Raw genomic sequence first — 25,576 nt, 5'->3', positions numbered from 1 at the left:
AGCCTTTGTTCCACCGGCAATGCCCGACCCGCGGCCGTATCCCGATGGCGTACCGCGGCAACGGCACACCGTCATTCGGACAGGCCCTACACTTGCGCCCTGTTCTTATATTCCTCTTTCGCATCACCCATCCATGTCGCGATCCGACCCTTCCGCCGTTCCCGCCCGCTACCTGCTGTTTCCGCTGTTGGCTGCCCTGATCTGGTCCGTCAACATGATCGTCACGAAGATGGCCGCCGGCGTGATCTCGCCCGCCGTCATCGGCTTTTACCGCTGGGCGCTGGCCGGCGCCGTGCTGACGCCGTTCGCATTGCGAGGCGTGTGGACGCAACGCCGCCTGATCCTGCCGTACCTGCCCAAGTTCGCCGTGCTGGGCGGCTTGGGCATGGCGCTGTACCAAGGCCTGGCCTATGTGGCCGCGTCCAGCACCACCGCCACCAATATGGGCATCATCACCGCCATGATCCCGCTCTTGACCATCGCGGTGGGCACGGTGGTGCTGCGCCAGCGGCCCACGCTGATGGCGATGCTGGGCGGCGTGGTGTCGCTGGCCGGCCTGGCCCTGCTGATCGGCGAAGGCGACCCCGCGCGGCTGCTGTCCGTGGGCGCCAACCCGGGTGACCTGCTGATGGGCATGGCCGCGCTGGCCTATGCGCTGTATGGCGTGCTGCTGCGTCGCTGGGGCTTGCCGGTGGGCCCGTGGGTGTCGCTGTACGTGCAGATTGGGTTTGGCGTGCTGTTCCAGTTGCCGGCATTCCTGATGGCCGCGCCGTCGCCGTTGAATGCGGATAACGTGCCCCTGGTGCTGTATGCCGCGATATTTCCGTCCCTGTTTGCGCCTTTCCTGTGGATGCAGGGGGTCAAGCACCTGGGCCCGAACCGGGCCAGCATTTTCCTGAACCTGATGCCGGTGGGCACGGTGGCTATCGCTTCGGTGTTCCTGGACGAAAAGCCGCATCTGTTCCATATCGTGGGCGGCTTGCTGGCGCTGGCCGGGGTCATGCTGGCGCAGATGCGTACCCCGCGCCTGGGGGCACGGCGCGGGTAGAGGGGCGACGAAGGGGCAGCGACCCGGGCAGTGACCCGCGCAATGACCCGAGCAGCGACTTGGGCAATGACAGGGACGGAGAACCGGGGCGGAGAACGGGGGGGTAACCCCGACGTTCCCTCGCTGACGCACGCCTGTCAGGGTTCCGGCCTACAATCGACGGTTCATCAGCTTTCTTTCCCTATACGAGCCCATGGCCCAATACGTCTACACCATGAACCGCGTCGGCAAGATCGTGCCGCCCAAGCGGCAGATCCTGCGTGACATCTCGCTTTCGTTTTTTCCTGGCGCCAAGATCGGCGTGCTGGGCCTGAACGGCTCGGGCAAGTCGACGCTGCTGAAGATCATGGCGGGCGTCGATAAAGAGATCGAAGGCGAAGCCATTCCCATGCCGGGCCTGAACATCGGCTATCTGCCGCAGGAACCGCAACTGAACCCCGAGCACACGGTGCGCCAATCGGTCGAAGAGGGCCTGGGCGCCGTCGTCACCGCCAAGAAGCGCCTGGACGAGGTCTACGCCGCCTACGCCGAGCCGGACGCCGACTTCGACGCGCTGGCCGCTGAACAGGCCGACCTGGAAGCCATCATCGCCGCCGCCGCCTCCAGCGGTTCGGACGACATCGAACATCAGATGGAAATCGCCGCCGACGCCTTGCGCCTGCCGCCCTGGGACGCCATCGTCGGCAACCTGTCCGGGGGTGAAAAGCGCCGCGTGGCCCTGTGCCGCCTGCTGCTGTCCAAGCCCGACATGCTGCTGCTGGACGAACCCACCAACCACTTGGACGCCGAAAGCGTGGAATGGCTGGAGCAATTCCTGCACAAGTTCCCCGGCACCGTCGTCGGCGTGACCCACGATCGCTACTTCCTGGACAACGCCGCCGAATGGATCCTGGAACTGGATCGCGGCTACGGCATCCCCTGGAAGGGCAACTACAGCTCGTGGCTTGAGCAAAAAGAAGACCGCCTGAAGCAGGAAGAGTCCTCGGAATCTGCCCGCCAGAAGACCATCAAGAAAGAACTGGAATGGGTGCGCCAGAACCCGAAGGGCCGTCAGGCCAAGGCCAAGGCTCGCCTGGCCCGCTTCGAAGAACTGTCGTCCTACGAATACCAGAAGCGCAACGAAACCCAGGAAATCTTCATTCCCGTGGGCGAGCGCCTGGGCAACGAGGTCATCGAATTCAACAACGTCAGCAAGGCGTATGGCGATCGCCTGTTGATCGATAACCTGAGCTTCAAGATCCCGCCGGGCGCCATCGTCGGCATCATCGGCGCCAACGGCGCCGGTAAGTCCACGCTGTTCCGCATGATCGCGGGCCGCGAGCAACCGGATTCGGGCGAAGTCACCATCGGCCAAACCGTCAAGCTGGCCTACGTGGACCAGTCGCGCGATGCGCTGGAAGACAAAAAGACGGTGTTCGATGCGGTGGCCGACGGCGCCGACATCCTGACCGTGGGCAAGTTCGAAATGTCGTCGCGCGCCTACCTGGGCCGCTTCAACTTCAAGGGCGGCGACCAGAACAAGGTCGTGGGTCAGCTGTCCGGCGGCGAACGCGGCCGCCTGCACATGGCCAAGACGCTGATCGCCGGCGGCAACGTGCTGCTGCTTGACGAACCGTCCAACGACCTTGACGTTGAAACGCTGCGCGCGCTGGAAGATGCCTTGCTGGAGTTCCCCGGCAGCGTCATGGTCATCAGCCACGATCGCTGGTTCCTGGACCGCATCGCCACGCACATCCTGGCCTTTGAAGGCGATTCGCAAGTGGTGTTCTTCGATGGCAACTACCAAGAGTACGAAGCCGACAAGAAGCGCCGCCTGGGCGAAGAAGGCGCCAAGCCCAAGCGCCTGCGCTACAAGGCATTGAAGTAAGCGCTGAAGTAAGTGCTGAAGTAAGCGCTGAATTAGCAATCAGCTTGTTCAGCCCAAGAATCCCGGCCCACGCGCCGGGATTTTTTTCGCGGCGATGAACTCAAAATTGCGTCGTGCGTCCAGTGCCTTGCTGTGGACCGAAGACAAGCGTCTGCGGTCCGTCGCCAAGACGCTGAACCTGTCCGGTCGGGTCGCCGCTATATCATTAGGCAACACGCGCGCGCTTCGGCTGCGCCGCGTTGCGGTTCCCGTCTATTCCGTTGCCGGCTTTCCGGAGATTCCCAATGCTGCTGCAAGCCTCCGATTCCACGTTCCTCATCGTCGACATGCAGGGCCGATTGATGCCCGTCATTCACGACAATGAGGCCGTGCTGCACACCACGCACAAGCTCGCACAGGCCGCGCGCTTGCTTGATGTGCCGGTCATCGCCACCGAGCATCACAGCAAGATGCTGGGCGTCACCGTGGACCCGTTGCGCGGCATCGTGCAGTCCACTTTTCAGAAGATGCACTTTTCTTCCACGCGTGAACCAGGCTTTGAAGCGTGGCTGCCGGCCGCGCGCAAGACCATTCTGGTGGCCGGTTGCGAGGCGCATATCTGCGTGCTGCAAACCGTGATCGGCCTGGCCGACATGGGCTATCACGCGGTGCTCGTGTCGGACGCGGCGGGCTCGCGCAAGCCGTCGGACCACCACGCCGCGCTGCGCCGCGCGCGGGCACATGGCGCGGATATCGTCACATCGGAAATGGCGATATTCGAATGGATGCAAACTTGCGAACATCCCCGTTTTCGCGAGGTGTTACGTCTCGTCAAATAGCCGACGCGCCCTGCAACATCGTCCCTGGGGCGCGCAATTATTCTCTCGCTGTTTGACACAATTCCTGGGCAAACCTAACACCACACGTGCGGATATTTTGAGATCCTGAAGTTTCTAAACCCATATGGGGATCGCGCGCTCGCGTCAGGTCCATGGTGCGGCCCCGGGGATAAGAATAGGAGCCTCATCATGAAAATCGCATCTCTTTCCAAAATCTGTGTCGCACTCGCAATGACCGCCGCCATGGCAGGCTGCTCGTCCTGGGATGGCATGAGCCATCGTCAAAAGAGCACGGTGGGCGGGGCCGCTTTGGGCGGCGTCGCAGGCGCCGTCATCACCAACGGCGGGGTCCTGGGTACGGTGGGTGGAGCGGCGATCGGCGGCGTGATCGGCGATCAGGTCGGCAAGCACTAAACGCTGCCCAGCAGCAAAAAGCCCGGCATTGCCGGGCTTTTTTTTGGCCGTGACCAAGATGCGATTCGCGCCGGCAAACCGGCGCGACCGCCGCATCACGTTTCGTTCTGCGGCATCTCGATCTTCACTTCCAACACTTCCAGCGTGTCCTGGCGTTCCAGGTGCACCTTGATGTCTTCGGGGTTGATCTTCACGTACTTTGAAATCACGGCGATAAGTTCCTGCTGCAGCTGCGGCAGGTAGTCGGGCGAGTCGCCGCGGCCCCGCTCGTGGGCCAGGATGATCTGCAACCGTTCCTTGGCGACGGACGCGGAAGTTTTCTTTTGACCAAGCAGAAACGACAGGAAGGACATTGCTTACTTGCCTCCGAACAGGCGTTTCAGGAAACCGGGCTTTTCGTAATCGGTAAAGCGCAGGGCCTTGTCTTCGCCAAGGTAACGGGCCACGACGTCCTTGTACGCTTCGGAGACGTCGGTCTCTTTCAGGTGGATCGCCGGCAGGCCTTGGTTGGAGGCTTGCAGCACGGCTTCCGATTCGGGAATGACACCGATCAGCTTGATGCGCAGAATGTCTTCGATATCGCCCAGCGACAGCATCTCGCCGTCGACCACGCGCTTGGGGTTGTAGCGCGTGAGCAGCAGGAATTCCTTGACGGGTTCACCGCCGTCCACCGCGCGCTTGGACTTGGCCGCCAGGATGCCCAGGATGCGATCGGAATCGCGTACCGACGAGACTTCCGGGTTTGTCACGACCAATGCGTCGTCGGCGAAATAAGCGGCCATCAGCGCGCCCGTTTCAATACCGGCCGGCGAGTCGCAGACGATGTATTCGAAACCCATTTCCTTCAGGTCGTTGATGACCTTTTCCACGCCTTCCTGCGTCAGCGCGTCTTTGTCGCGCGTTTGCGAGGCGGGCAGGATGAACAGGTTTTCAAGCTGCTTGTCCTTGATCAGCGCCTGGTTGAGGGTGGCTTCGCCCTGAATCACGTTGACGAAGTCGTACACCACGCGACGCTCGCAGCCCATGATGAGGTCGAGATTGCGCAGGCCGACATCGAAGTCGATGACAGCGGTCTTGTGGCCCCGCATCGCGAGGCCCGCGGAAAAACTGGCGCTCGTCGTGGTTTTACCCACGCCGCCTTTGCCGGAAGTCACCACAACAATGCGTGTCATGACGATCAAACCCTTATGTTCGAATAAATCGCGTTATCGTAAAGCAAAAAGCCCATGTAAGGCTTCTTACAGAATGTGTTGAGACCTGAGGTTCCGGACGATGTGCGTGGCGTGCGCGCACGCCGCCTTGCCATCGTCCGATCAGCTTTTCAGGGCCTCGATCCGCAGCGTGTCGCCATCCAGGCGAACCAGCGCCGGCTGGTTTTGCAACGTGCGGTCAAGCTTGTCTTCCACCACGCGGTACACGCCGGCCACGGCCAGCAGTTCCGCGTCCAGATGCGTCGTGAAAATGCGCGCCGAGGTATCGCCGCGCGCGCCCGCCATGGCCTTGCCGCGCAAGGGTCCGTAGACGTGCACATTGCCGTCGGCAATGACTTCGGCACCCTGGCTGACCATGCCGATCACGACCAGGTCCGTGTGGCGCGCGTACACGCGCTGGCCCGATCGCAGCGGCTTGGTGATGACCAGCGCCGATGCGGAATGCGGCGCGGCCTGCGTGGGGGTGGGGGCAGAGGTGGTGTTGCTGGCTTCGCGCGCGGGCATCGGCTCGGCGGACGTGGGCTTGGCGGGCGTGTCAGCCGCAGCGCTATCCGTGGCAGCGCTATCCGTGGCTGCGCTATCCGCCGCCGAGGTATCCGTGGGGGCGGGCGCGGTTTCAACGGCCGCGGCCGGCACCGACGGCACGGGCGTCGACACATCATTGGGCGGCGCGGTGTCCACCACGGGGGCAGGGCGCGCGGGCGGGGTGGAAAGCTCAACCGGTGCCAGGCCGGCGTCGCGCGCGGCCTTCAGGTTGGCGCCTTCGGCCACCACGCCGATGGCGGGCAGGTTGTGCGCGCGCAGCGCGGCAACCAGCGCCGGCCAGTCGATGGCGTCTTCGACGCGGCTGGCGTCGATGACCACGGGTTCGTTTTCAAAAAAGCTGCCGGCATCCGCCATGCGCTTGGCCAGCGCGGCGGCGAGGCGTTCGGGGTCCGCGCTGTGCAGAACCACGCGAATGGCATAAAGGGTGGCGCTTTTGAAGTCCAGGGCTAGCGATTCAGTATTCATCTTGATTGTGGCTGGCGGTCCGGGCGCCAGGAAAACGGCGCGCGTAACCGGCTGCGGGATGTCGGGCATGATAACCCGCGCCGGGGTGGGGTGCGCAGGGGGGAAGACGAAAGAACAAGGCGCCCGAAGGCGCCTTTTTCCGTGTTACGCACGCGTGGCGGCGTGGCGCGGCGGCTTAGCCTTGCGCCCAGGAATCGCGCAGGGTCACGATGCGGTTGAGCACCGGCGCGTCAGGCGTGGATTCTTTCAGGTCGGCCGTGAAATAACCCAGGCGTTCGAACTGCCAGGTGGCGCCCGGCGTGGCGACGGTGCCGGGTTCCAGCCAGGCCGTGACGGTCTGTTTGGAGTTCGGGTTCAGGCAGGTCAGGAAGTCCTTGTCGCCACCGTCCGGACGCGCATCGGCGAACAGGCGGTCGTACAGGTGGATCTGGGCAGGCACCGCGTGGGCCGCGCTGACCCAGGTGATGTTGCCCTTGACCTTGACGCTGTCCGCGCCCGGCGTGCCGCTTTTGGTCTCGGGCAGGTATTCGGCCTGCACTTCGACGATTTCGCCGGCTTCGTTCTTGGTGAAGCCGGTGCAGCGCACGACGTAGCCGTACTTCAGGCGCACGGTGTTGCCCGGGAACAGGCGGAAGTACTTCTTGGGCGCTTCCTCGCGGAAGTCGTCGCGTTCGATCCACAGTTCGCGCGACAGCGGGAATTCGCGCACGCCCGCTTCCGGGTCGTGCGGGTTGCGCGGCGCGGTGCAGGGCTCGGACTGGCCTTCGGGGTAGTTCGTGATGACCAGCTTGATCGGGTCCAGCACGGCCACCGAGCGGGCCGCGATGGGGTCGAGGTCGTCGCGCACGGCTTGCTCAAGCAGGCTGTAGTCAATGCGCGAATCGGACTTGGACACGGCGGTGCGGTCGCAGAACAGGCGGATCGAGGCCGGCGTGTAGCCACGGCGGCGCAGGCCGAAGATGGTCGGCATGCGCGGGTCGTCCCAGCCGTCGACGTGGCCTTCGCGCACCAGTTGCAACAGCTTGCGCTTGCTGGTGACGACGTAGCTCAGGTTCAGGCGGGCGAATTCATATTGGTGCGGCAGCGGCTGGGCCAGCTTGCCCAGTTCGGCCAGGCGCGTCAGGATCCAGTCGTAGAACGGACGCTGGTCTTCGAATTCCAGCGTGCAGACGCTGTGCGTGATGCCTTCCAGCGCGTCCTCCACCGGATGCGCCCAGCTGTACATCGGGTAGATGCACCACTGGTTGCCCGTGCGGTGGTGGGTGGCGTGGCGCACGCGGTACATGACCGGATCGCGCAAATTGATGTTGGGCGAAGCCATGTTGATCTTGGCGCGCAGCACCAGGCTGCCGTCGGGATGCTTGCCGTCGCGCATCTCGCGCAGCAGGGCGATCGATTCAGCGGCGGGGCGGTTGCGCCACGGCGAATCGGTGCCCGGCTCGGTCAGCGTGCCACGGTTGGCGCGGATTTCCTCGGGGCTTTGCTCGTCGACATAGGCATGGCCGGCTTGGACCAGGGCTTCGGCGAATTCGTACATATAGCCGAAGTAGTCGCTGGCGAAGTACAGGTTTTCCTTGCCATCGGCGGCCTTCCAGTCAAAGCCCAGCCAGCGCACGGCTTCGATGATGGCGTCGACGTATTCCTGGTCTTCCTTTTCGGGGTTGGTGTCGTCAAAGCGCAGATGACAGACACCGCCGAAGTCGCGCGCCAGGCCGAAGTTCACGCAGATGCTCTTGGCGTGACCGATGTGCAGGTAGCCGTTGGGCTCCGGCGGAAAGCGCGTGCGGATGCGGGCCGGGTCCGGGTCGCCCTGTTCCTGCACGGCGGCCGGGCCAGGCTTGCCCGCCCAGCGTTTGCCCTGGAAGCGGTTGGCTTCGAGGTCGTCCTGGACGATGTTGAGCAGGAAATTGGATGCAGCAGGGGTCGGCGTCGTGGCGGAGGTCATTCTTGAAAGAATAGGAAAAAGCGGCGACAAAGCGTCAATTTTGCCACGTTCCGCAACAGGGGCCTTTTTGAACCCTCTGCAACCGGTTTCAAACTGTCCCCACAGCCTTGTAACTGGCTCTACACTACGGGCCATCATGGATATATCCACCCTTTCCCTGGCCCGTGCGCAGTTCGTGGCCAGCCTGAGCTTTCTGGCGCTTTTCCTGGCGGTTTCCCTGGCGCTTGCCTGGGTGCTTCTGTTTTTTAAAGTGCGCGCCCGCTGGTCCGGCCGCCCCGGCTGGACTGCCGCCTATCGGTTCTGGGTGCGCATTTTTGCGCTGGCCTTCGTCCTGACATTGGCGGCCAGCGTGCCCGTGCTGATCCAGATAGGCAGCCTGTGGGCGGGCCTGATGGACAAGATCGGCAACGTGGCCGGCCCGCTGCTGGGCTACGGCATCCTGTCGGTATTCATCCTGAAGTCCTGCTTTCTGGGCGTCATGCTGTTCGGGCAGCGCCGGGTGTCCGACGGCGCCCATACCCTGGCCGTGCTGATGGTGGCCGTGGGCCAGTTGGTGGCGGTGTTCTGGGTGCTGGCCTTGCAGTCATGGATGCAGACACCCGATGGCGCGATCCTGGTCGATGGCCGCTACCAGGTCTACGACTGGGTGGCCGTGGTGCTGAACCCGTCGTTGGGCTGGCGCATGGCCGTGGTGGCGGTGGGCGCGGCGCTGGCTGCCTCATTCCTGATGATGGGCGTGACGGCATTGCAGGCGCTGCGCCGTCCGCTGGGCGATGGCGAACGCAACGCCTTCAAGACCGCGCTGGTCATCGCTGTGCTGGCCGCGATCCTTCAAATTCCCGTGGCCACCGGCGCGGGCCAGATGGTGGCCAAGCTGCAACCGGCCAAGGCCGCCGCCGCCGCCGGCTTCTGGGAAAGCGGCGCCGAACCTCAGCTGGTGCTGTTTGGCTGGCCCGATGCGCGCGCCCACACCAACGTGTCCGACATCACCATTCACAATGCCGGTGGCCGCTGGCTGCATCGCAACGCCGACGGCACCTACCGGGGCCTGGACAAGTATTCCGGCATGTTGCCGCCGGTGGCCTTGACGTTCTGGTCGCTGCGGGTGGCGGTGGCGGCGGGGCTGTTGATGCTGGCCGTGGCGTGCGTGACGTTCCTGTGGACGTTCCGGCGCGGGCTGGACCCATCGACGCTGCCCGTGTGGTGGCAGCGCGTGCTGTGCGGCATGATGTTTTCGGGCGGAATCGCCGTGGTGGCCACTTGGTGGGTGTCAATCATCGGCCTGCAACCTTTCGTGGTGAACGGCACGATCACGCAATCCGAAGTGCTGGGGCAGATGCCGTCCAGCACGGTGCTCTACGGGCTGATGGGCTATGGCCTGCTGTATGCCCTGCTGCTGGCCGCGTTCACGGGCATGCTGTTTCACGCCGCCCGCTATGGGGTGGTGCCGGTACGTAAATTGGGCGGAGGCTCGCCATGATCGCCATGCTGGCCGCGTCGCAGGGGCTCAGCCCCGAAGACCCTTCTTTCTGGATGCCGTTGGCCTTCATGGGCCTGTTGTTCGTGGTGATTGCCGCCGGCATGGTCCTGGACGGCTTCGATCTGGGCGTGGGCATCCTGCTGCAACTGGCGCCCGAACACGAGCGCGGCCGCATGATGTCGCTGTTGAGCCCGTGGCGCGACGCCAACGAATTCTGGTTGCTGCTGGGCATGGGGCTGTTCGCCTCGGCATTCCCGTTTGCGTGGGGGGCGGTGCTGGGCAAGCTGTACGGGCCGTTGACGTTCATGGTGCTGGGCGTGGTGCTGCGCAGCGTGTCGTTTGAATTCCGCATCCGCGCGCGCAACGAAATGAAGCCGCGCTGGATCTTCGGCTTTTGGGCGGGCTCCCTCATCACGGCGTTCGGGCAGGGCATGCTGCTGGGGCGCATCGCCACGGGCTATCAGTCCGATGCGGGCTACGGCTGGTTCGCCATGTTCGTCGGCCTGTGCGCGGTAGCCGCCTATGTGCTGCTGGGTGCATCGTGGTTGGTCATGCGCGTGGACGGCGATTTGCAACGCCGCGCCGCCTATTGGGCGCGCCACGCCATCCGCTGGACGGCGGTGGGCATGGTGGCCATTGCCGTGACGCTGGGCCTGGCCAATGCCGGCATCTTCTACAAATGGAGCAACATCGCGCACCTGAGCCTGGCCGCCACGGTGTGGGTGCTGATGCTGGCAGGCTATGTCGCGGCCGAAATGCTGCTGACGCGCCTTCCCGGCCGCGCCGACCGCTTCAGCTGGTTGCCCTTCGTGCTGTGCGTGGCGCTGTTCCTGCTGATGTTGAGCGGCTTGGCCTACAGCCTGTTCCCGTACCTGATCCTGGACGACATGACGCTGTGGGATGGCGCGGGCGCGCTGGGGTCGATGCGCCTGGTCATGGCCGGCGCGGTCGTGGGCATTCCGGTGGTGTTGGTGTTCAACATCCTGGCGTACCGGTCGGTGTTCGGCAAGGAACGCCCGCCGGTGCCGCTGTTGCCGCCGCCGTCGTATTGAAGCTTGAGGCGTGGGGCGCGGGGCGGGGCGCCGGAAAAAGGAACGCCCCCCAGGGGCGGGCCCTTACAGCACCGGCTTGGCCACGCGTTGCAGGATTTCTTCGCCGTAGGCTTCCAGCTTGCGTGCGCCCACGCCGCTGATGTGGCTAAGGGCGTCCATGGACTCTGGCTGCGCCAGGGCAATTTCACGCAGCGTGGCGTCATGGAAAATGACATAGGCCGGCACGCCGTGGCTCTTGGCCACTTCGCCGCGCCAGGCGCGCAGGGCTTCGAACACGGGTTGCAGTTCGGCCGGCAGGTCGATGGCCGCTGCCTTGGGCCGCCCGCTGCTGGTCTTGCCCGACCGCGTCTTCTTTTCGGATTCGCGGCGCAGCATCAGCTGGCGTTCGCCCTTGAGCACCGCGCGGCTGCCTTCGGTCAGGGCCAGGGTGCCGAAGCCTTCGTTGTCCACCGTCAACAAGCCTTGCGCCAGCAGCTGGCGCAGCACGCCGCGCCACGCGGTATCGCTAAGGTCTTCGCCCACGCCGAACACGCTTAGCGTTTCATGGCCGTGCTGCTTGGTGCGGTCGGTGACCTTGCCACGCAGAATGTCGATGATGTGGCCCGCGCCATAGCGCTGGCCGCGTTCTTTCCACAAGCGGTAGACGGCGGACAGCACTTTCTGCGCGGCCACCGTGCCGTCCCAGGCTTGCGGCGGTTCCAGGCAGACGTCGCAGTTGCCGCAGGCGGTAATGTGCTGGCCAAAGTACGCCAGCAGCCGCACGCGCCGGCATTCCACCGTTTCGCACAGGCCCAGCATCGCGTCCAGCTGTTGACCCAACCGACGGCGATAGGATTCGTCGCCGGGGGATTCATCGATCATGCGGCGCTGTTGCACCACGTCTTGCAGGCCGTAAGCCAGCCACGCCGTGGCGGGCAGCCCATCACGGCCGGCCCGGCCGGTTTCCTGGTAGTAGCCTTCAACCGACTTGGGCAGGTCGATGTGCGCCACAAAACGCACGTCAGGCTTGTCGATGCCCATGCCGAAGGCAATGGTGGCCACCATGACCACGCCGTCTTCGCGCAGGAACCGGGACTGATTGGTGGCGCGCACCTGCGGGCTGAGCCCCGCGTGATACGGCATGGCGTCAATGCCCTGGTTGCACAGGAATTCGGCGGTTTCCTCGACCCGCGCCCGCGACAGGCCGTACACCACGCCGGACTCGCCCTGGTGTTCCGTGCGGATCATTTCCAGCAGTTGCTTGCGCACTTCGTTCTTTTCAACGATGCGATAGCGGATGTTGGGGCGGTCGAAGCTGGACACGAAGTGCCGGGCGTCGTCCAGCGACAGGCGTTGGGCGATCTCGGTCCGGGTCTCGGCCGTGGCCGTGGCCGTCAGCGCGATGCGCGGCACATCTGGCCAGCGCTCGTGCAGCATCGACAGGCCCAGGTATTCCGGCCGGAAATCATGGCCCCATTGCGACACGCAATGCGCTTCGTCGATAGCGAACAGGGCGATGCGGCCGCGTTCCAGCAGTTGCAGGCAGCGGTCGGTCAGCAGCCGTTCGGGGGCGACGTAAAGCAGATCCAGCTCGCCGGCCAGAAACGCCTGTTCGACGTCGCGGGCCACGCGCCAGTCCTGCGTGGAGTTCAGGAACGCGGCGCGCACGCCCAATTCGGTCAGGGCGTCGACCTGGTCCTGCATCAGCGCAATCAGGGGCGACACGACAATGCCGGTGCCTTCGCGCACCAGCGACGGAATCTGGTAACAGAGCGATTTCCCTCCGCCCGTGGGCATCAGGACCAGCGCGTCGCCGCCGTCGATCACTTGTTCGACAATGGCTTGCTGGTCGCCGCGGAAGGATTCGTAACCGAAAACGCGCTGTAGTACGCCCAGGGCGCGCGCGTCAGACATGGGGGTAGGCCGGAAGCATCATGGCAGGGATTTTAAGCCGCAATTTCCGGGCGCCTGTTTCAGGGGGATATTTCCGTCCGGCTTGCGGCCTGCTACCAGCTCAGCCACGTGCCGCGCATGAAGGTGTCCACCGGCATGCTCAGGTTGGCCCGCCATTCATAGTTGCCCGACACGATGTCGCGGTCGGCGCCCACGGCCAGCTTGACCTTGGGCGCGACGAACATGCTGTGGGTCAGCCCCACGCGCTGCTCGGCAAGCACCGAGCCTTCGTGCAGGCCCGAATAGGTGCCGCTGAAGGTGCCCCAGCCCTGGATCGGCACACCGGCCGACAGCGTATTGCGCGATTGCGGGGCCGCGGCCACGCCGCCGGAGTAATTGGACAGGTCGCCGAACCCCGCACCGATCTGCTCGTTCGTGTAGCCCAGGTTGACGGCGTCCGCAACCTCGACGTTGTAGCCGAAGCGGTAGCGCCAGGCGTTGGACGCGTCGAACGAACTTTGCGTGGCGCCGGCCTGGAAGGTGCCGTATTCGCCAGCGGCATAGGTGGTGCCCATGCCGCGCGTGGTCAGCGACGGGGCGCTTTGCATCTGGCCTTCGACGGTCAGCGCGGGCGTCAGGCCGTAGCGCACGCTGCCCATGCCGACCGACGCGCCATAGTCCACCGCGCCTGAACTGGCGGCGGGGTCCATGCGGTTGAGCTTGCCCACCGACGACGAATAGCCAAAGCTGCCCTCCGGCACGGTGGCGGCCGACCCGGCCCAATTGGCGATCTGCAAGCCGCCCACCGGGGCGGTGCTGCCCCAGGCGGGGGCGTTGGCGTTGATGTTGCCCACCGTCAGCGACGGGCCGGCGGTGTTGCGGTAGACCCAATTGCGGTCGCCGCCGTAACGCAGGCCGTCCTGGCCACTGACCGATGAAAACCACGGGCGAGTCGGGCGCGACACGCCCGAAATCACCACGACGGGGATGCGGGGTATGTCACTTTCTTCCAGCGCGAAGGAATAGTCCGGCACGCTGCTGTCCGACGTGCCGCTGTCGTCCGGCGCATTGCCGTCGGCCGCGCCCGCAACCTGATCGTCGCAAGCCAGCGCGCCCCCCTCCATGCCTTGCGACAAGCCGGTATTCAAACCGGGAATTGCTTCGTCGCCGCTGTCCTCGGTGCCTTGCACGCTGGTGTCCAAGGCCGGCTCGGCGGCCCGCAAGCCGCAGGGCGGCGGGCCCAGGGGCACGGCACGCGATTCGATCGACGGCGCCGGGCGCACGGGGATCGGCTGTACCGGGGACAGTACGCCGATGCCGCGTGCCACCAGCACCGGCGCGCCCTGGGCGGGCATCGAATTGGGAAGGGGGGACGCAGCCAGCGTGTCGGCAAGCGCGGTAGCCAGCGGGCAGCACATTCCCGCCGTCAGCGCCGCATGCAACAGCCGTCTGCGCCAGTTTGCAGGGGCGACCATAAAAACAGTGTAGAAAGGGGACGCCGCGGTAGCTGTAAACGATTTTTAGTAAACCGGACCAGCGGCAAGGCAAGCGGTATTTTACGGCTAGTCGGCCGGTGCGGAAAAGGGTCCGGAACAGGTTTTGCAGATGGCCAAGCACCTGCAAACCCGCCGCCGATCACGCGCCCACCGCCCGTGGTAGCTGCTGCCGGAGCGTTTCCAGACACCTGCCGTACATCATGCAACAGGTGTATTTCAGTTGATTTCCTGCCCCTTGCGGCTTGGCGCGCCGCGCCGCACTATGGCATCCATGGACAATCCTCATACCAAGCTGCTGGTCGTGGACGACGACCCGGCCCTAAGACAACTGCTGGCCGACTACCTGAATCGGCACGGCTACGACACCTTGCTGGCGCCGGACGCCACCGATCTGTCGTCGCGCATTACCCGCTACGCGCCCGACCTGCTCGTGCTTGACCGCATGCTGCCCGGCGGCGATGGCGCCGACGCCTGCCGCCGCCTGCGCGAGCAAGGCGAGGACATCCCCGTCATTCTGCTGACCGCGCGCGACGAGGCGGTGGACCGCATCATCGGCCTGGAAGCCGGCGCCGACGATTATGTCGGCAAGCCCTTCGACCCGCGCGAACTGCTGGCCCGCATTGAAGCCGTGCTGCGTCGCAAGCGCGGCCCGTCCGCGCTGACCAAAGACGCGCCGGTGACGTTCGGCCCGTTCCTGTTCGACCCGTCCACCCGCCAGTTGTCCCGTGACGGCACCGTCGTCAAGCTGACCGGCGGCGAAATCAACCTGCTGGAAGCGCTGGTGCGCAACGCGGGCAAGCCGTTGTCGCGCGAACGCCTGCTGGCGCTGGCGCGCGATGATGACGCGGGCGAACGCAACGACCGCGCCATCGACATCGCCATCCTGCGCCTGCGCCGCGTCATTGAAGACGACCCCAAGCAACCGCGCTGGATCCAGACCGTCTGGGGCATCGGCTACCGGTTTTCCCCCTGATGCGTTTTCCCGCCCGCTTTCTGGTGCCGCGCTCGTTGCGGGCGCGCCTGATCCTGCTGATCCTGGGCGCTGTGCTGTTGACGCAAGCGGCCACGCTGGTGACGGTGTCGTACTTCCGGCACAAGTTCATGGAAGACGTGGCCATCGGCTATATCGTCACCACGATCCGCACGCTGCGCGCGGCGCTGTCCGAGGTGCCCGCCGAGGACCGCGCCGATTTCGTGCGCACCGCGTCGCAGAACCAGTGGCGCCTGTGGTCGCGCGTGTTGCCGGCCGAAGCCAAGCTTCAGCGTTTCAACGGCCGCCGTCCGCCGCCGCCGCCACGTGCCGCGCCACGTCCGCCACCGCCGCCGCCTTCCGACACCCGTTCCGACACCCGACCCGATTCGCGACCCGACTCCCGGCCCGGCGAATCGCCGCCTCCGCCGCCGTCTGACGGGCGCGGCGTCGACCCCGGCGACTCGCGCAGCGCCCAGCAGCGCGAGGCCGACCACGCCGCCCATGAAGAGCGCATGAAGCGCTACCAGCCCGAACCCGACGACATCCGTCGCGACCTGCGCGTGCTGGTGCAGTTGCTGAACGAACGGCTCAATGACGGCACGCGCGTGGCGCTGTCGCGCGGCCCCACGCCCGAGATCTTCATTTCGCTGGCGCCCAATTCCGCCAGCGAAGACGTACCGCGCCTGCGCGAATGGCTGGTCATTCCCCTGGAACGGCTGGACCCGCCCGTTGCCACGCCCTTCATCGCGGCCTGGCTGGGCGGATTGGGCCTGTTGCTGCTGTTGGCCGTGGGCTTTTCGTGGCACATCACGCGCCCCATCACGCGCTTGGCCGATGCGGCCGACCAGCTTGCCGCCGGGCAGCCGCAGCGCGTGGAACCATCTGGCCCGCACGAGACCCGCGCGCTGGGCGAACGTTTCAACGCCATGCTGGACGCCCTGGCCGAGTCCGACTCCGTGCGCCGCACGCTGCTGTCCGGCCTGCCGCATGACCTGAAGGGGCCGTTGTCGCGCATGTGGCTGCGCATTGAAATGGCCGACGATTCCAAGCTGAAGGAAGGCTTGCGCACCGACCTGCAAGACATGCAGCACATGGTCGACCAGTTCATCGGTTTTGTGCGCGGCACGGACCCGGCCGCCTACCGCTATGCACCCATCGTGCTGTCCGACTGGCTGGTCGAACGCGTGGGCGCGTGGCAGGGGGCGGGCACCGATATCCATCTGGCGTCCGTGGACGACGATGCGCCGCTGGTGGTGCAGGCCGACGCGGTGGCGCTGGGCCGCCTGTTGGATAACCTGATCGGCAATGCGCTCAATCATGGCGCGCCGCCGGTCAATGTCAGCCTGCGCCGCGAAGACCGCGAGGCCGTGCTGGACGTGTCGGACCATGGCCCCGGCATCGTGCCGGAACGCCGCCAGGAGGCGCTGCGCCCCTTCAGCCGCCTGGACGACGCGCGTACCCGCACGGGCAGCGTGGGGTTGGGGCTGGCGCTGGCCGAGGCGATTGCGCGCGCGCATGGCGGGTCCCTGGAACTGCGCCAGGCGGAATCCGGCGGGCTGTGCGTGCGGGTGAAGCTGCCGTTGTCGGAAAACGGCTGACGCGGGTGGGGGCCAGCTAGTCGCCCCCACCACGGCCCGCCCCCGCCGACTCGCCATACGGTACGATGCATCCTGCTTCGTACCTTGTCGTTTTTCGCACCATGGCCATTCAGTCCGATTCCCTTTCCTCTCGTCCCGACGCCCCTCGTATCGTGGCGCCGCAGCCGGTGTCGCCCAACGAGGAATCGATCGAGCGCGCCTTGCGGCCCAAGGCCCTTCAGGAATACGTCGGCCAGCAGCGCGCCCGCGAACAGCTTGAAATCTTCATCGCGGCCGCGCGCAAGCGCGGCGAGGCGCTGGACCACGTGCTGCTGTTCGGCCCCCCCGGCCTGGGCAAGACCACGTTGGCCCACATCATTGCGCATGAAATGGGCGTGCAACTGCGCCAGACGTCGGGACCTGTGCTGGAACGCCCCGGCGACCTGGCGGCATTGCTGACCAACCTGGAAAAGAACGATGTGCTGTTCATCGACGAGATCCACCGCCTGTCGCCCGTGGTCGAGGAAATTCTCTACCCGGCGCTGGAAGACTTCCAGATCGACATCCTGATCGGTGAAGGCCCGGCCGCGCGCAGCGTCAAGCTGGACCTGCAACCGTTCACGCTGGTGGGCGCCACCACGCGAGCCGGCATGTTGACCAACCCGCTGCGTGATCGTTTTGGCATCGTGTCGCGGCTTGAGTTCTACAACGCCACGGACCTGGGCCACATCGTCACCCGCAGCGCGGGTTTGCTGAACGCCGTCATCACGCCCGACGGCGCGGCGGAAGTGGCACGCCGTGCGCGCGGCACGCCCCGCATCGCCAACCGCCTGCTGCGCCGCGTGCGCGACTACGCCGAGGTCAAGGCCAGTGGCACCATCGACGCCGACGTCGCGGGCCGCGCGCTGGCCATGCTGGAAGTGGACCCCCAAGGCCTGGACCTGATGGACCGCAAGCTGCTTGAAGCCATCATCCACAAGTTCGATGGCGGCCCGGTCGGCGTGGACAGCCTGGCCGCCGCGATCGGCGAAGAACGCGACACCATCGAAGACGTGATCGAGCCTTACCTGATCCAGCACGGCTATCTGCAACGCACGCCGCGCGGGCGCACCGCCACGCTGTCCACCTGGCGCCATCTGGGCCTGGCGCCCCCGGCGGGCGCGGCCACCGGCAGCGGCGACCTGTTCAACAAATAGGCTAGTCGCCTCGGCGGGCGGCGCAATCGGCGTGACGGGTTTATGATCCTGGGGTTTTTCGACATTCCCGCGATCAAAGGACCAGATTTCCATGCTGCCCGAACTGCCTACCTATGATGACGTCGTACGCGCCAGCGAGCGCCTGGCCGGCAACGCCCACCGCACGCCCGTCCTGACCTCGGCCACGGCCGACGCGATCAGCGGCGCGTCGATCTTCTTCAAGTGCGAGAATTTCCAGCGCATGGGCGCGTTCAAGTTTCGCGGCGGCTTCAACGCCATCGCGCGCCTGACGCCGGAGCAGCGCGCGGCGGGCGTGGTGACGTTTTCGTCGGGCAATCACGCGCAGGCCATCGCGCTGGCTTCCAAGCTGCAAGGCGTGTCGGCCACGATCATCATGCCGCTGGACGCCCCGGCGGCCAAGCGCGCCGCCACGGAAGGCTACGGCGGCAAGATCGTCACCTACGATCGCTACACCGAAGACCGCGAGCAGATCGCGCTGCGCATCCAGGCCGAAACCGGGGCCACGCTGATCCCGCCTTACGACCACGAAGACGTGATCACGGGGCAGGGCACGGCGGCCAAGGAGTTGTTCGAGGAAGTGGGCGAACTGGACTATCTGTTCGTCTGCCTGGGCGGCGGCGGCTTGTTGTCGGGATCGGCCCTGTCGGCGTTTGCGCTAAGCCCGCGTTGCCTGGTGTACGGCGTTGAGCCGGAAGCGGGCAATGACGGCCAGCAGTCGCTGCGCAAGGGTGAAATCGTCCGGATTCCCGCGCCCAAGACGCTGGCTGACGGCGCCGCCACCACGCACCTTGGCAATCTGACGTTCCCGCTGATCCAGAAGTATGTGCGCGATATCGTCACCGTCACGGACGCGCAGTTGGTCACCACCATGAAGTTCTTTGCCGAACGCATGAAGATGGTGGTGGAACCCACGGGCTGCCTGGCTGCCGCGGCGGTCATGCAAAACGTGGTGCCGGTAAGCGGCGCGCGGGTCGGCGTCATCATCAGCGGTGGCAACGTCGACCTTCCGGTCTACTCCCGGCTGCTGGCTTCCTGACGCGGAAACGGCGGCCCGTCCCCGGGCCGTCGATGCGTGCTTGCGGTTGTTGCCCGTGCAGGGCAGAATCGGGTCTCGATCCTGACTCGAACAGGGGCTGCGGCATGCGTATCCTTGTCATCGGCGGCACCGGTTTCATCGGCCGTCACCTGATTGCCCGACTTTCCGCCGACCTGCACCAGATCATCGTGCCCACCCGCCTGTTGGCGCGGGGCAGCGAACTGCAAGTCCTTCCGACCACCACGCTGATCCAGACTGACATCCATGACGATGCCGTGCTGGACCGCCTGGTGCGGGGCTGCGACGCGGTGGTCAATCTTGTCGGCATCTTGCACGGCAACGTCGGCCGGCCTTATGGTTCGGCGTTCGCGCGGGCGCACGTGCATCTGCCGCAACGCATTGCGCGGGCGTGCCAACGTCACGGGGTTCGGCGCCTGCTGCACATGAGCGCGCTGGGGGCGGATTCCCAGGGCGACAGCATGTACCAGCGCTCCAAGGGCGACGGCGAGGCCGCCGTCAAAAGCGAATTCCCATCCGCCAACGATACGGGATGGACGATCTTCCGGCCCTCGGTCATCTTCGGCCCGGACGACAACTTCACGAATATGTTTGCGTCGCTGGCGCGCTGGCTGCCGGTCTTGCCGCTGGCGGGCGCCAACGCGCGCATGCAGCCGGTGTATGTGGGCGACGTGGTGGTGGCCATGGCCAACGCGCTGGGCGATTCCCAGACCTGTGGCAAGACCTATGAACTGGGCGGCCCGCAGGTTTACACGCTGGGTGAAATTGCGCGGCTGTGCGCCGCCTGGAGCGGCCATCCGCGCCCGGTGGTACCGGTGCCGATGGGCGTGGGGCGCATCCAGGCGCGCCTGTTCGAGTGCATGCCCGGCGAACCCTTGATGTCGCGCGACAACCTGGATTCCCTGCGCCGCGATAACGTCTGCGTGGGTCCGATGGCGCCTGAATTGCGCGTGGTGCCGACCGGCCTGGAAGCCGTGGCGCCACGCTACCTACAGCGTGCGCCTTAGCGCGCCAACGCCTTCAATGCCTGCTTGATGCCGTCGGACACGCCCACGCCTTCGGGCAGGGTCTTGAGCGCCGACAGCGATTCCTTCTCTGAATAGCCCAGCGCCAGCAGGGCGTTCAAAATGTCCGACTGGTTGTCCGGCGTGGCGTGCGACGACGCCCCGATATCCGCGCCCAGCTTGCCGCGCATTTCCAGCAACAGGCGTTCCGCCGTTTTTTTGCCGATGCCGGGCACGCGCGTCAGGCGGCCCGATTCCTGCAAGGTAATGGCCTGCGCCAGGTCGGCCACCGACATCCCCGACAACACCGACAGCGCGGTGCGCGCGCCAATGCCGCTGACCTTGATCAGCTGGCGAAACGCGCTGCGTTCGCCGGCGGTGCCGAAGCCATACAGGATGTGCGCGTCTTCACGCACGGTCAGGTGTGTATAAAGCGTGACGCGCGCGCCGGTCTCCGGCAGCGAATACAGCGTGCTCATGGACACGTCGATGTCATACCCCACGCCGCCCACGTCCACACAGATGGTGGGAGGCAGCTTTTCAATCAGGGTTCCGGTAATGCGTCCGATCATGGTGATGATGGCCTGGTAGCAATGGCGCGCGCGGAATGCGCGGCGAATGCGGGCATTCTATACGCCCGGGCAGGCGGTGCGCGGCGGGCTCAGCCGATCAGGCGGCCATTGCGCAGGCGCGTCTTGCCGCCCATGCGCAGCGCCGTGCCCAGCCGTTCCAGCTTGTCCTGCAAGGGGCCGACGTGGGCGTGGCAGATGGCGCAGGCCAGCGCGTCGGCGGAGTCGGGCGCGGGCACGCCGTCCAGCGACAGCAGGTGCTGCACCATCATCTGCACCTGCTCCTTGGCGGCGCGGCCGGTGCCGACCACGGCTTTCTTGATCTGCAAGGCCGTGTATTCATGCACCGCCAGCGAACTGTCGGCCAGCGCGCACAACGCGGCGCCACGGGCCTGGCCCAGCAGCAGGGTAGACGCGGGGTTGGTGTTCAGGAAAACGATTTCAAGCGCCGCGACATCGGGTTGCGTGTCGCGCGCGACCTCGCGCAGATTGTCCAGGATGACTTTCAGGCGCTCGGCCAGCGTCAGCGCCGGCGGGACCACGATGGTCCCGCTGGCGACATAGCGCAGCCGCGAGCCCTCGGCATCGATCACACCGAAGCCGGTGCGGCGCAAGCCGGGATCGATGCCCAGGACGCGCATCAGTGGCGGAAGTGGCGGGTGCCGGTCAGCACCATGGCGATGCTGTGCTCGTCGGCCGCGGCGATGACTTCATCGTCACGCATGCTGCCGCCCGGCTGGATGACGCAGGTTGCGCCCGCCGCCACCACGACGTCCAGGCCGTCGCGGAACGGGAAGAACGCGTCCGACGCCACGGCCGAGCCTTGCAGCGTCAGGCCGGCGTTTTCCGCCTTGATCGACGCAATGCGGGCCGAGTCGATGCGGCTCATCTGGCCGGCGCCCACGCCCAGCGTCATGCCCCCGCCCACGAACACGATGGCGTTGGACTTGACGTACTTGGCGACCTTCCAGGCGAAAGCCAGGTCGTTCATTTCCTGTTCGGTGGGCTGGCGCTTGCTGACCACCTTGAGCGCATCGCGCGGCACGTTGTAGGCGTCCGGGGTCTGCACCAGCCAGCCGCCGCCCACGCGCTTGATGTCGAACGCGTTCTGGCCCACGCCCATCGGCACTTCCAGCACGCGCACGTTCTTCTTGGCGGCCAGGATGGCCAGCGCGGCGCCGTCGTAGGCGGGCGCCAGCAGCACTTCCATGAACTGGCCGCTGACGGCTTCGGCCGTGGCCGCGTCCACCGGACGGTTAAAGGCGATGATGCCGCCGAAGGCCGACGTCGGGTCGGTCTTGAAGGCTTGCTGGTAGGCGCCCAGCGTGTCGGCCGCCACGGCCACGCCGCACGGGTTGGCGTGCTTGACGATGACGCAGGCGGGCACATCGAAGCTGCGCGCGCATTCCCATGCCGCGTCGGCATCGGCGATGTTGTTGTAGGACAGTTCCTTGCCCTGCAATTGGCGGTAGTTGCCCAGCAGCCCGGCCGGACGCTGCGCGTCGACGTAGAACGCGGCGGTCTGGTGGGGGTTTTCGCCGTAGCGCAGCGCCTGTTCCTGCTTGACCTGCAAGGTCAGCGTGCCGGGCCATTCGTTACGGGCGGGCACCGCTTCCTGGGCCGGTTCGGCTTCGGTCAGGCTGGTCAGGTAGGCGGCGATGGCGCCGTCGTAGGCCGCCGTGTGGGCGTAGACCTTCGAGGCCAGCGCCAGGCGCAGGCCGTAGGACGTGCTGCCGCTCTTGTCCATTTCGGCCAGCACGCGCGAATAGTCGACCGGGTCGATCACGACCGTCACGCCGCCCGCTTCGGTGCCGTGGTTCTTGGCTGCCGCGCGCAGCATCGCCGGGCCGCCGATGTCGATGTTCTCGACGGCGTCCGCGAACGTGCAATCGGGCTTGGCCACGGTTTCACGGAACGGATACAGGTTCACCACCAGCATGTCGATGCGGTCGATGCCCGCCGCCTTGATGGTGTCCATGTGCTCGGCGCTGTCGCGACGGGCCAGCAGGCCGCCGTGAATCTTGGGGTGCAGCGTCTTGACGCGGCCATCCAGGATTTCCGGCGACCCCGTGTGGGCGGCCACTTCGGTGACGGTCAGGCCGGAGTCGGCCAGCAGCTTGGCGGTGCCGCCGGTCGACAGCAGGCGCACGCCACGCGCGGCCAGGGCGCGGGCAAATTCAACGATGCCGGTCTTGTCGGACACCGAAAGCAGGGCGGTTTCGATTTTCATGGTGGGGGACGGGAGTCGGGCGGTGGGCCTTTCTCGTTCAGGTCGGGATGGGAATCTGCGAAGGAAAGGACGGTGCCCGCCGGGGGGGCCGTCCTTCTTGAAAAAGCTATACCTGGATATTGTGCGCCAGCAACTTCTTGCGCAGGGTGTTGCGGGTGATGCCCAGCATTTCGGATGCGCGCGACTGGTTGCCGCCCGACCGCTCCAGCGCCACTTCAAGCACCGGGCGTTCCACGCAGCGCATCACCATGTCCCACATATCGTGGGGCTCGGATTCACCCAAGTCTTCGAAATAGCGCTCCAGGCTGGCGCGCACGCATTCTTCCAGGACATCTTTCTTGCTCATTTGAGTACAGATATTTTTATGTTGGTGTTGAGGCGGTTATGCCGCCAGCAGGGCTTCTGCGACCGGCGCCGGATGGGGCTCTCCGTCGCGCGAGAGGGTATCGAACCAATCCGACACCGCCCGCCACTGGTCGCGGGTATTGTCGATCAGGTTCATGTGGGCGCAGAACGAATCCGCCCCCGGCAGGCCGTCCAGATACCAGCCAATATGCTTGCGCGCCGTGCGTACGCCGGTGTGCTCGCCATAAAACCGGTAATGGTCGTCGAGATGTTCAAGCAACAGCTCGCGCATTTCCCCATAGGAGGGAGGGGCCAGTGACTCGCCCGTGCGCAAATAGTGATCGATTTCGCGGAAGATCCAGGGACGGCCTTGTGCCGCCCGGCCAATCATGACCGCGTCGGCGCCAGTGTAATCCAGGACGTGCTTGGCTTTTTCAGGCGAGTCGATATCCCCGTTTGCGATCACGGGGATGGTCAGCTCGGCCTTGACGGCGCGGATAGTGTCATATTCCGCCTCGCCCGTATAGAGGTCGGCGCGGGTGCGGCCGTGCAGCGTCAGCGCCGCGATGCCGGCATTTTCGGCCAGCTTGGCCACCCGCAGCGCGTTGCGGCTGTCGCGGTCCCAGCCGGTGCGGGTCTTCAGCGTGACCGGCACGCCCAGCGGCGCGCAGGCCGAGACCACGGCGTCCAGGATGCGGACGATCAGGTCTTCGTGGCGCAGCAGCGCGGACCCGGACGCCACGTTGCACACCTTCTTGACCGGGCAGCCCATGTTGATGTCGATAATGCGCGCGCCCTTGCCGGCGTTGAAGACGGCGGCCTCGGCCATCATGGCCGGGTCGGCGCCCGCGATCTGGACCGAAATAGGGGCGATCTCGCCATCATGATTCAGCCGCCGGGACGTCTTGACGCTATCCCATAGCTTGGGGTTGCTGGCGGCCATCTCGGACACGGCGTAGCCCGCCCCCAACTTCTTGCAAAGTTGTCGGAACGGACGGTCCGTCACGCCCGCCATGGGCGCGACAAGAACGTTGTTGGGAAGGGTCCATTGGCCTATGCGCATGGTCACATTTTAACCGGCTCGAATCGGACCCCTGTTTTCAGAGGCCGACAGCTTGGTAACAAGCGGCGCGGTTCAGGCGCGAAAGCCCTGCAACAAGTGCTGGGCCAGGGGGGCGCGCAGGGGCGAAGCCAGGTCCATGCCCAGCAAGGCCAGTCCACAGGCGTGCTCGACGGGCGCCAGCCCCGTGGCGAACACGCGCGGCATCAAATCGGTCAGGCCGGCGGTGATGAAACGGTCGACCTGCCGCGCCTGTGCGAATTCCGTCAGGCGCGCGGTGGGGCTGGATTCCGGCTGCGCCAGCCAGCCGGCCAGCGTCTGGGCCAGGCGGGCGGCGTCGCGCAGGCCCAGGTTCAGGCCCTGGCCGGCCACGGGGTGCAGCGTCTGCGCGGCGTTGCCGATGGCCACCACGCGCCCTTGCACCTGGGCGCGCCGGGCGGCCAGCGCCAGCGGGAAGACGTGGCGCGGGGACTGGCTCGACAGCCGGCCCAGGCGGTCGCCAAAAGCTTGCGTCAGCGCTGCCGAGAACGCGGCGTTGTCCATCGCGGCCAGTTCGTTGGCGCGTTCGGGGGCGCTGCACCAGACCACCGAGTACGCATCGGGCGTTTGCGGATGGGGCAACAGGGCCAGCGGCCCTTCGGCGGTGAAGCGTTCCCAGGCCCAACCCCGGCGCGGCAGCGTGGCGTGGGCCGTGGTCAGCACGGCATGCTGGCCGTAATCGCGGCGCAGGTCCGTGGCGCCGGCACCGTCGGACTGCACGGCCACCTGGCACAGCAGGGTGTTGTCGCCCTGCGCGATGCGCACGCCGTCGGCGTCCTGGCGTTCGACCTGCGCGGCGGGGCCGGACAGCACGGTGACGCCGCAGGCGGCCACGCGTTCGTCCAGCCTGGCGTGCAAGCCGGCATAGGCCACCACGCTGCCCAGCTGCGGCACGTTGAAATCGGTGTTCTGAATGACCGTGCGACCCAGCCGGCCGCGCTGCGACACATGGATGTTGCGTATGTCGGCCGACCGATCCGGCCACGCCAGCAACGACTCCAGCAACACGCGGCTGCCGTGGTTCATGGCAAGCACGCGCGGATCGGCGGCGGGAATGGTGGCGGCGGGAATGGTGGCGGCGGGGCTGGTAGCGGCGGGCGATCCCGCGGCGGGCGGCACCGCACTGCTAGGCGCGGCGGGGGCCGCTGCCGGAACGCTGCCCGCCAGCAGGGCGATGCGCGACGGGTCCGGCGCGACGCGCGCCAGCATCAGGGCCAGTACGCGGCCCACGGGGCCGGCACCAAGAATCGCGATATCGAAGGCGGATGCAGTCATGCCGGGATTTTAACCGTCC

At 66.0% G+C, this 25,576-nt stretch carries 23 protein-coding genes; 11 read left to right on the top strand and 12 right to left on the bottom strand.

The window, feature by feature from the left end; translation table 11 throughout:
* Window positions 1-133 precede the first annotated feature (133 nt).
* The 4 genes from AC0Z35_RS17615 (at window position 134) to AC0Z35_RS17600 (ending at window position 4,147) form a co-directional block, all read left to right on the top strand.
* Window positions 134-1,048, top strand: coding sequence for a DMT family transporter (locus AC0Z35_RS17615; protein ID WP_104143532.1), 915 nt, complete (start codon window positions 134-136; stop codon window positions 1,046-1,048).
* Between the two features lie 193 nt (window positions 1,049-1,241).
* Window positions 1,242-2,915: an energy-dependent translational throttle protein EttA gene (gene ettA, locus AC0Z35_RS17610; protein ID WP_006217650.1), complete on the top strand. Its 1,674-nt coding sequence runs from the start codon at window positions 1,242-1,244 to the stop codon at window positions 2,913-2,915.
* Between the two features lie 284 nt (window positions 2,916-3,199).
* Complete coding sequence (locus tag AC0Z35_RS17605) at window positions 3,200-3,733, top strand: isochorismatase family protein (protein WP_046803498.1); 534 nt, start codon at window positions 3,200-3,202, stop codon at window positions 3,731-3,733.
* A gap of 189 nt (window positions 3,734-3,922) precedes the next feature.
* On the top strand, window positions 3,923-4,147 hold the full coding sequence (locus AC0Z35_RS17600) for a glycine zipper 2TM domain-containing protein (protein WP_039882797.1): 225 nt from the start codon (window positions 3,923-3,925) through the stop codon (window positions 4,145-4,147).
* Between the two features lie 95 nt (window positions 4,148-4,242).
* Here the strand turns inward: AC0Z35_RS17600 and minE are convergent, their stop codons facing one another.
* The 4 genes from minE to AC0Z35_RS17580 form a co-directional block, all read right to left on the bottom strand.
* Complete coding sequence (gene minE / locus AC0Z35_RS17595) at window positions 4,243-4,500, bottom strand: cell division topological specificity factor MinE (protein WP_006217654.1); 258 nt, start codon at window positions 4,498-4,500, stop codon at window positions 4,243-4,245.
* A gap of 3 nt (window positions 4,501-4,503) precedes the next feature.
* Window positions 4,504-5,319, bottom strand: coding sequence for a septum site-determining protein MinD (gene minD, locus AC0Z35_RS17590; protein ID WP_006217655.1), 816 nt, complete (start codon window positions 5,317-5,319; stop codon window positions 4,504-4,506).
* 141 nt (window positions 5,320-5,460) lie between these two features.
* A complete protein-coding gene (gene minC, locus AC0Z35_RS17585) occupies window positions 5,461-6,369 on the bottom strand; it encodes a septum site-determining protein MinC (RefSeq protein WP_319308938.1) in 909 nt (302 codons plus the stop codon).
* 175 nt (window positions 6,370-6,544) lie between these two features.
* Entirely contained in the window at window positions 6,545-8,314 is a 1,770-nt protein-coding gene (locus AC0Z35_RS17580) for a glutamine--tRNA ligase/YqeY domain fusion protein (protein ID WP_120153999.1), read from the bottom strand.
* A 136-nt stretch (window positions 8,315-8,450) separates the two neighbouring features.
* On the opposite strand from AC0Z35_RS17580, the gene AC0Z35_RS17575 reads away from it, so the two are divergent.
* Together AC0Z35_RS17575 and AC0Z35_RS17570 are read left to right on the top strand one after the other, a co-directional pair.
* Entirely contained in the window at window positions 8,451-9,794 is a 1,344-nt protein-coding gene (locus AC0Z35_RS17575; RefSeq protein ID WP_046803496.1) for a cytochrome ubiquinol oxidase subunit I, read from the top strand.
* On the top strand, window positions 9,791-10,846 hold the full coding sequence (locus tag AC0Z35_RS17570; protein ID WP_046803495.1) for a cytochrome d ubiquinol oxidase subunit II: 1,056 nt from the start codon (window positions 9,791-9,793) through the stop codon (window positions 10,844-10,846). The genes AC0Z35_RS17575 and AC0Z35_RS17570 overlap by 4 nt, the downstream gene beginning before the upstream one ends.
* A gap of 63 nt (window positions 10,847-10,909) precedes the next feature.
* Here AC0Z35_RS17570 and recQ read toward each other — a convergent pair whose 3' ends face one another.
* Window positions 10,910-12,739, bottom strand: coding sequence for a DNA helicase RecQ (recQ, locus tag AC0Z35_RS17565; protein ID WP_319308939.1), 1,830 nt, complete (start codon window positions 12,737-12,739; stop codon window positions 10,910-10,912).
* A gap of 92 nt (window positions 12,740-12,831) precedes the next feature.
* Complete coding sequence (locus tag AC0Z35_RS17560) at window positions 12,832-14,193, bottom strand: fimbrial protein (RefSeq protein ID WP_223264804.1); 1,362 nt, start codon at window positions 14,191-14,193, stop codon at window positions 12,832-12,834.
* Between the two features lie 292 nt (window positions 14,194-14,485).
* Between AC0Z35_RS17560 and AC0Z35_RS17555 the strand changes: the two genes are divergently transcribed.
* The 5 genes from AC0Z35_RS17555 to AC0Z35_RS17535 all read left to right on the top strand — a co-directional run bounded on the left by AC0Z35_RS17555 (window position 14,486) and on the right by AC0Z35_RS17535 (window position 20,042).
* Window positions 14,486-15,187, top strand: a complete 702-nt coding sequence (locus AC0Z35_RS17555; protein ID WP_039882801.1) for a response regulator — start codon at window positions 14,486-14,488, stop codon at window positions 15,185-15,187.
* Window positions 15,187-16,785, top strand: a complete 1,599-nt coding sequence (locus AC0Z35_RS17550; RefSeq protein ID WP_485132218.1) for a sensor histidine kinase — start codon at window positions 15,187-15,189, stop codon at window positions 16,783-16,785. The genes AC0Z35_RS17555 and AC0Z35_RS17550 overlap by 1 nt, the downstream gene beginning before the upstream one ends.
* Before the next feature lie 101 nt (window positions 16,786-16,886).
* Window positions 16,887-17,960 carry a Holliday junction branch migration DNA helicase RuvB gene (gene ruvB / locus AC0Z35_RS17545; RefSeq protein ID WP_046803491.1) on the top strand — a complete coding sequence of 358 codons (1,074 nt, stop codon included), beginning with the start codon at window positions 16,887-16,889 and terminating at the stop codon, window positions 17,958-17,960.
* Between the two features lie 91 nt (window positions 17,961-18,051).
* Window positions 18,052-19,017 carry a threo-3-hydroxy-L-aspartate ammonia-lyase gene (locus AC0Z35_RS17540; protein ID WP_120154007.1) on the top strand — a complete coding sequence of 322 codons (966 nt, stop codon included), beginning with the start codon at window positions 18,052-18,054 and terminating at the stop codon, window positions 19,015-19,017.
* Between the two features lie 104 nt (window positions 19,018-19,121).
* Window positions 19,122-20,042 carry a complex I NDUFA9 subunit family protein gene (locus AC0Z35_RS17535; RefSeq protein ID WP_104143536.1) on the top strand — a complete coding sequence of 307 codons (921 nt, stop codon included), beginning with the start codon at window positions 19,122-19,124 and terminating at the stop codon, window positions 20,040-20,042.
* On the opposite strand, the gene ruvA is transcribed toward AC0Z35_RS17535, so the two are convergent.
* The 6 genes from ruvA to AC0Z35_RS17505 all read right to left on the bottom strand — a co-directional run bounded on the left by ruvA (window position 20,039) and on the right by AC0Z35_RS17505 (window position 25,557).
* Window positions 20,039-20,611, bottom strand: a complete 573-nt coding sequence (gene ruvA / locus AC0Z35_RS17530) for a Holliday junction branch migration protein RuvA (RefSeq protein ID WP_046803488.1) — start codon at window positions 20,609-20,611, stop codon at window positions 20,039-20,041. The two genes, AC0Z35_RS17535 and ruvA, sit on opposite strands and share 4 nt — an antisense overlap.
* Window positions 20,612-20,700: 89 nt before the next feature.
* Window positions 20,701-21,249 (bottom strand): crossover junction endodeoxyribonuclease RuvC, encoded by a 549-nt coding sequence (ruvC, locus tag AC0Z35_RS17525; RefSeq protein ID WP_046803487.1) that lies wholly within the window; start codon window positions 21,247-21,249, stop codon window positions 20,701-20,703.
* The gene (gene purH, locus AC0Z35_RS17520; RefSeq protein ID WP_485132219.1) at window positions 21,249-22,838 is read right to left on the bottom strand and encodes a bifunctional phosphoribosylaminoimidazolecarboxamide formyltransferase/IMP cyclohydrolase; all 1,590 of its coding nucleotides are present in this window, start codon (window positions 22,836-22,838) and stop codon (window positions 21,249-21,251) included. Before purH ends, ruvC begins: the two co-directional genes overlap by 1 nt.
* Before the next feature lie 106 nt (window positions 22,839-22,944).
* Entirely contained in the window at window positions 22,945-23,184 is a 240-nt protein-coding gene (locus AC0Z35_RS17515) for a helix-turn-helix domain-containing protein (protein WP_006217670.1), read from the bottom strand.
* A 36-nt stretch (window positions 23,185-23,220) separates the two neighbouring features.
* Window positions 23,221-24,246, bottom strand: coding sequence for a tRNA dihydrouridine synthase DusB (dusB, locus tag AC0Z35_RS17510; protein ID WP_046803485.1), 1,026 nt, complete (start codon window positions 24,244-24,246; stop codon window positions 23,221-23,223).
* 72 nt (window positions 24,247-24,318) lie between these two features.
* Complete coding sequence (locus AC0Z35_RS17505; protein WP_485132220.1) at window positions 24,319-25,557, bottom strand: UbiH/UbiF/VisC/COQ6 family ubiquinone biosynthesis hydroxylase; 1,239 nt, start codon at window positions 25,555-25,557, stop codon at window positions 24,319-24,321.
* Window positions 25,558-25,576: the final 19 nt, after the last annotated feature.

Source organism: Achromobacter sp. 1L-A-4-B-C2 (assembly GCF_057291955.1).
This window is presented reverse-complemented; position numbering and strand designations above follow the sequence as displayed.

Bases quoted from the DNA above. Each gene is read 5' to 3' on its own strand.
- minD (WP_006217655.1), bottom strand. From the start codon at position 5,319: ATGACACGCATTGTTGTGGTGACTTCCGGCAAAGGCGGCGTGGGTAAA.
- AC0Z35_RS17560 (WP_223264804.1), bottom strand. From the start codon at position 14,193: ATGGTCGCCCCTGCAAACTGGCGCAGACGGCTGTTGCATGCGGCGCTG.
- AC0Z35_RS17515 (WP_006217670.1), bottom strand. From the start codon at position 23,184: ATGAGCAAGAAAGATGTCCTGGAAGAATGCGTGCGCGCCAGCCTGGAG.
- AC0Z35_RS17535 (WP_104143536.1), top strand. From the start codon at position 19,122: ATGCGTATCCTTGTCATCGGCGGCACCGGTTTCATCGGCCGTCACCTG.
- AC0Z35_RS17615 (WP_104143532.1), top strand. From the start codon at position 134: ATGTCGCGATCCGACCCTTCCGCCGTTCCCGCCCGCTACCTGCTGTTT.
- dusB (WP_046803485.1), bottom strand. From the start codon at position 24,246: ATGCGCATAGGCCAATGGACCCTTCCCAACAACGTTCTTGTCGCGCCC.
- purH (WP_485132219.1), bottom strand. From the start codon at position 22,838: ATGAAAATCGAAACCGCCCTGCTTTCGGTGTCCGACAAGACCGGCATC.
- AC0Z35_RS17575 (WP_046803496.1), top strand. From the start codon at position 8,451: ATGGATATATCCACCCTTTCCCTGGCCCGTGCGCAGTTCGTGGCCAGC.
- AC0Z35_RS17505 (WP_485132220.1), bottom strand. From the start codon at position 25,557: ATGACTGCATCCGCCTTCGATATCGCGATTCTTGGTGCCGGCCCCGTG.
- AC0Z35_RS17540 (WP_120154007.1), top strand. From the start codon at position 18,052: ATGCTGCCCGAACTGCCTACCTATGATGACGTCGTACGCGCCAGCGAG.
- AC0Z35_RS17580 (WP_120153999.1), bottom strand. From the start codon at position 8,314: ATGACCTCCGCCACGACGCCGACCCCTGCTGCATCCAATTTCCTGCTC.
- AC0Z35_RS17605 (WP_046803498.1), top strand. From the start codon at position 3,200: ATGCTGCTGCAAGCCTCCGATTCCACGTTCCTCATCGTCGACATGCAG.
- ruvA (WP_046803488.1), bottom strand. From the start codon at position 20,611: ATGATCGGACGCATTACCGGAACCCTGATTGAAAAGCTGCCTCCCACC.
- ruvB (WP_046803491.1), top strand. From the start codon at position 16,887: ATGGCCATTCAGTCCGATTCCCTTTCCTCTCGTCCCGACGCCCCTCGT.
- minC (WP_319308938.1), bottom strand. From the start codon at position 6,369: ATGAATACTGAATCGCTAGCCCTGGACTTCAAAAGCGCCACCCTTTAT.
- AC0Z35_RS17570 (WP_046803495.1), top strand. From the start codon at position 9,791: ATGATCGCCATGCTGGCCGCGTCGCAGGGGCTCAGCCCCGAAGACCCT.
- AC0Z35_RS17600 (WP_039882797.1), top strand. From the start codon at position 3,923: ATGAAAATCGCATCTCTTTCCAAAATCTGTGTCGCACTCGCAATGACC.
- minE (WP_006217654.1), bottom strand. From the start codon at position 4,500: ATGTCCTTCCTGTCGTTTCTGCTTGGTCAAAAGAAAACTTCCGCGTCC.
- recQ (WP_319308939.1), bottom strand. From the start codon at position 12,739: ATGTCTGACGCGCGCGCCCTGGGCGTACTACAGCGCGTTTTCGGTTAC.
- AC0Z35_RS17550 (WP_485132218.1), top strand. From the start codon at position 15,187: ATGCGTTTTCCCGCCCGCTTTCTGGTGCCGCGCTCGTTGCGGGCGCGC.
- ettA (WP_006217650.1), top strand. From the start codon at position 1,242: ATGGCCCAATACGTCTACACCATGAACCGCGTCGGCAAGATCGTGCCG.
- AC0Z35_RS17555 (WP_039882801.1), top strand. From the start codon at position 14,486: ATGGACAATCCTCATACCAAGCTGCTGGTCGTGGACGACGACCCGGCC.
- ruvC (WP_046803487.1), bottom strand. From the start codon at position 21,249: ATGCGCGTCCTGGGCATCGATCCCGGCTTGCGCCGCACCGGCTTCGGT.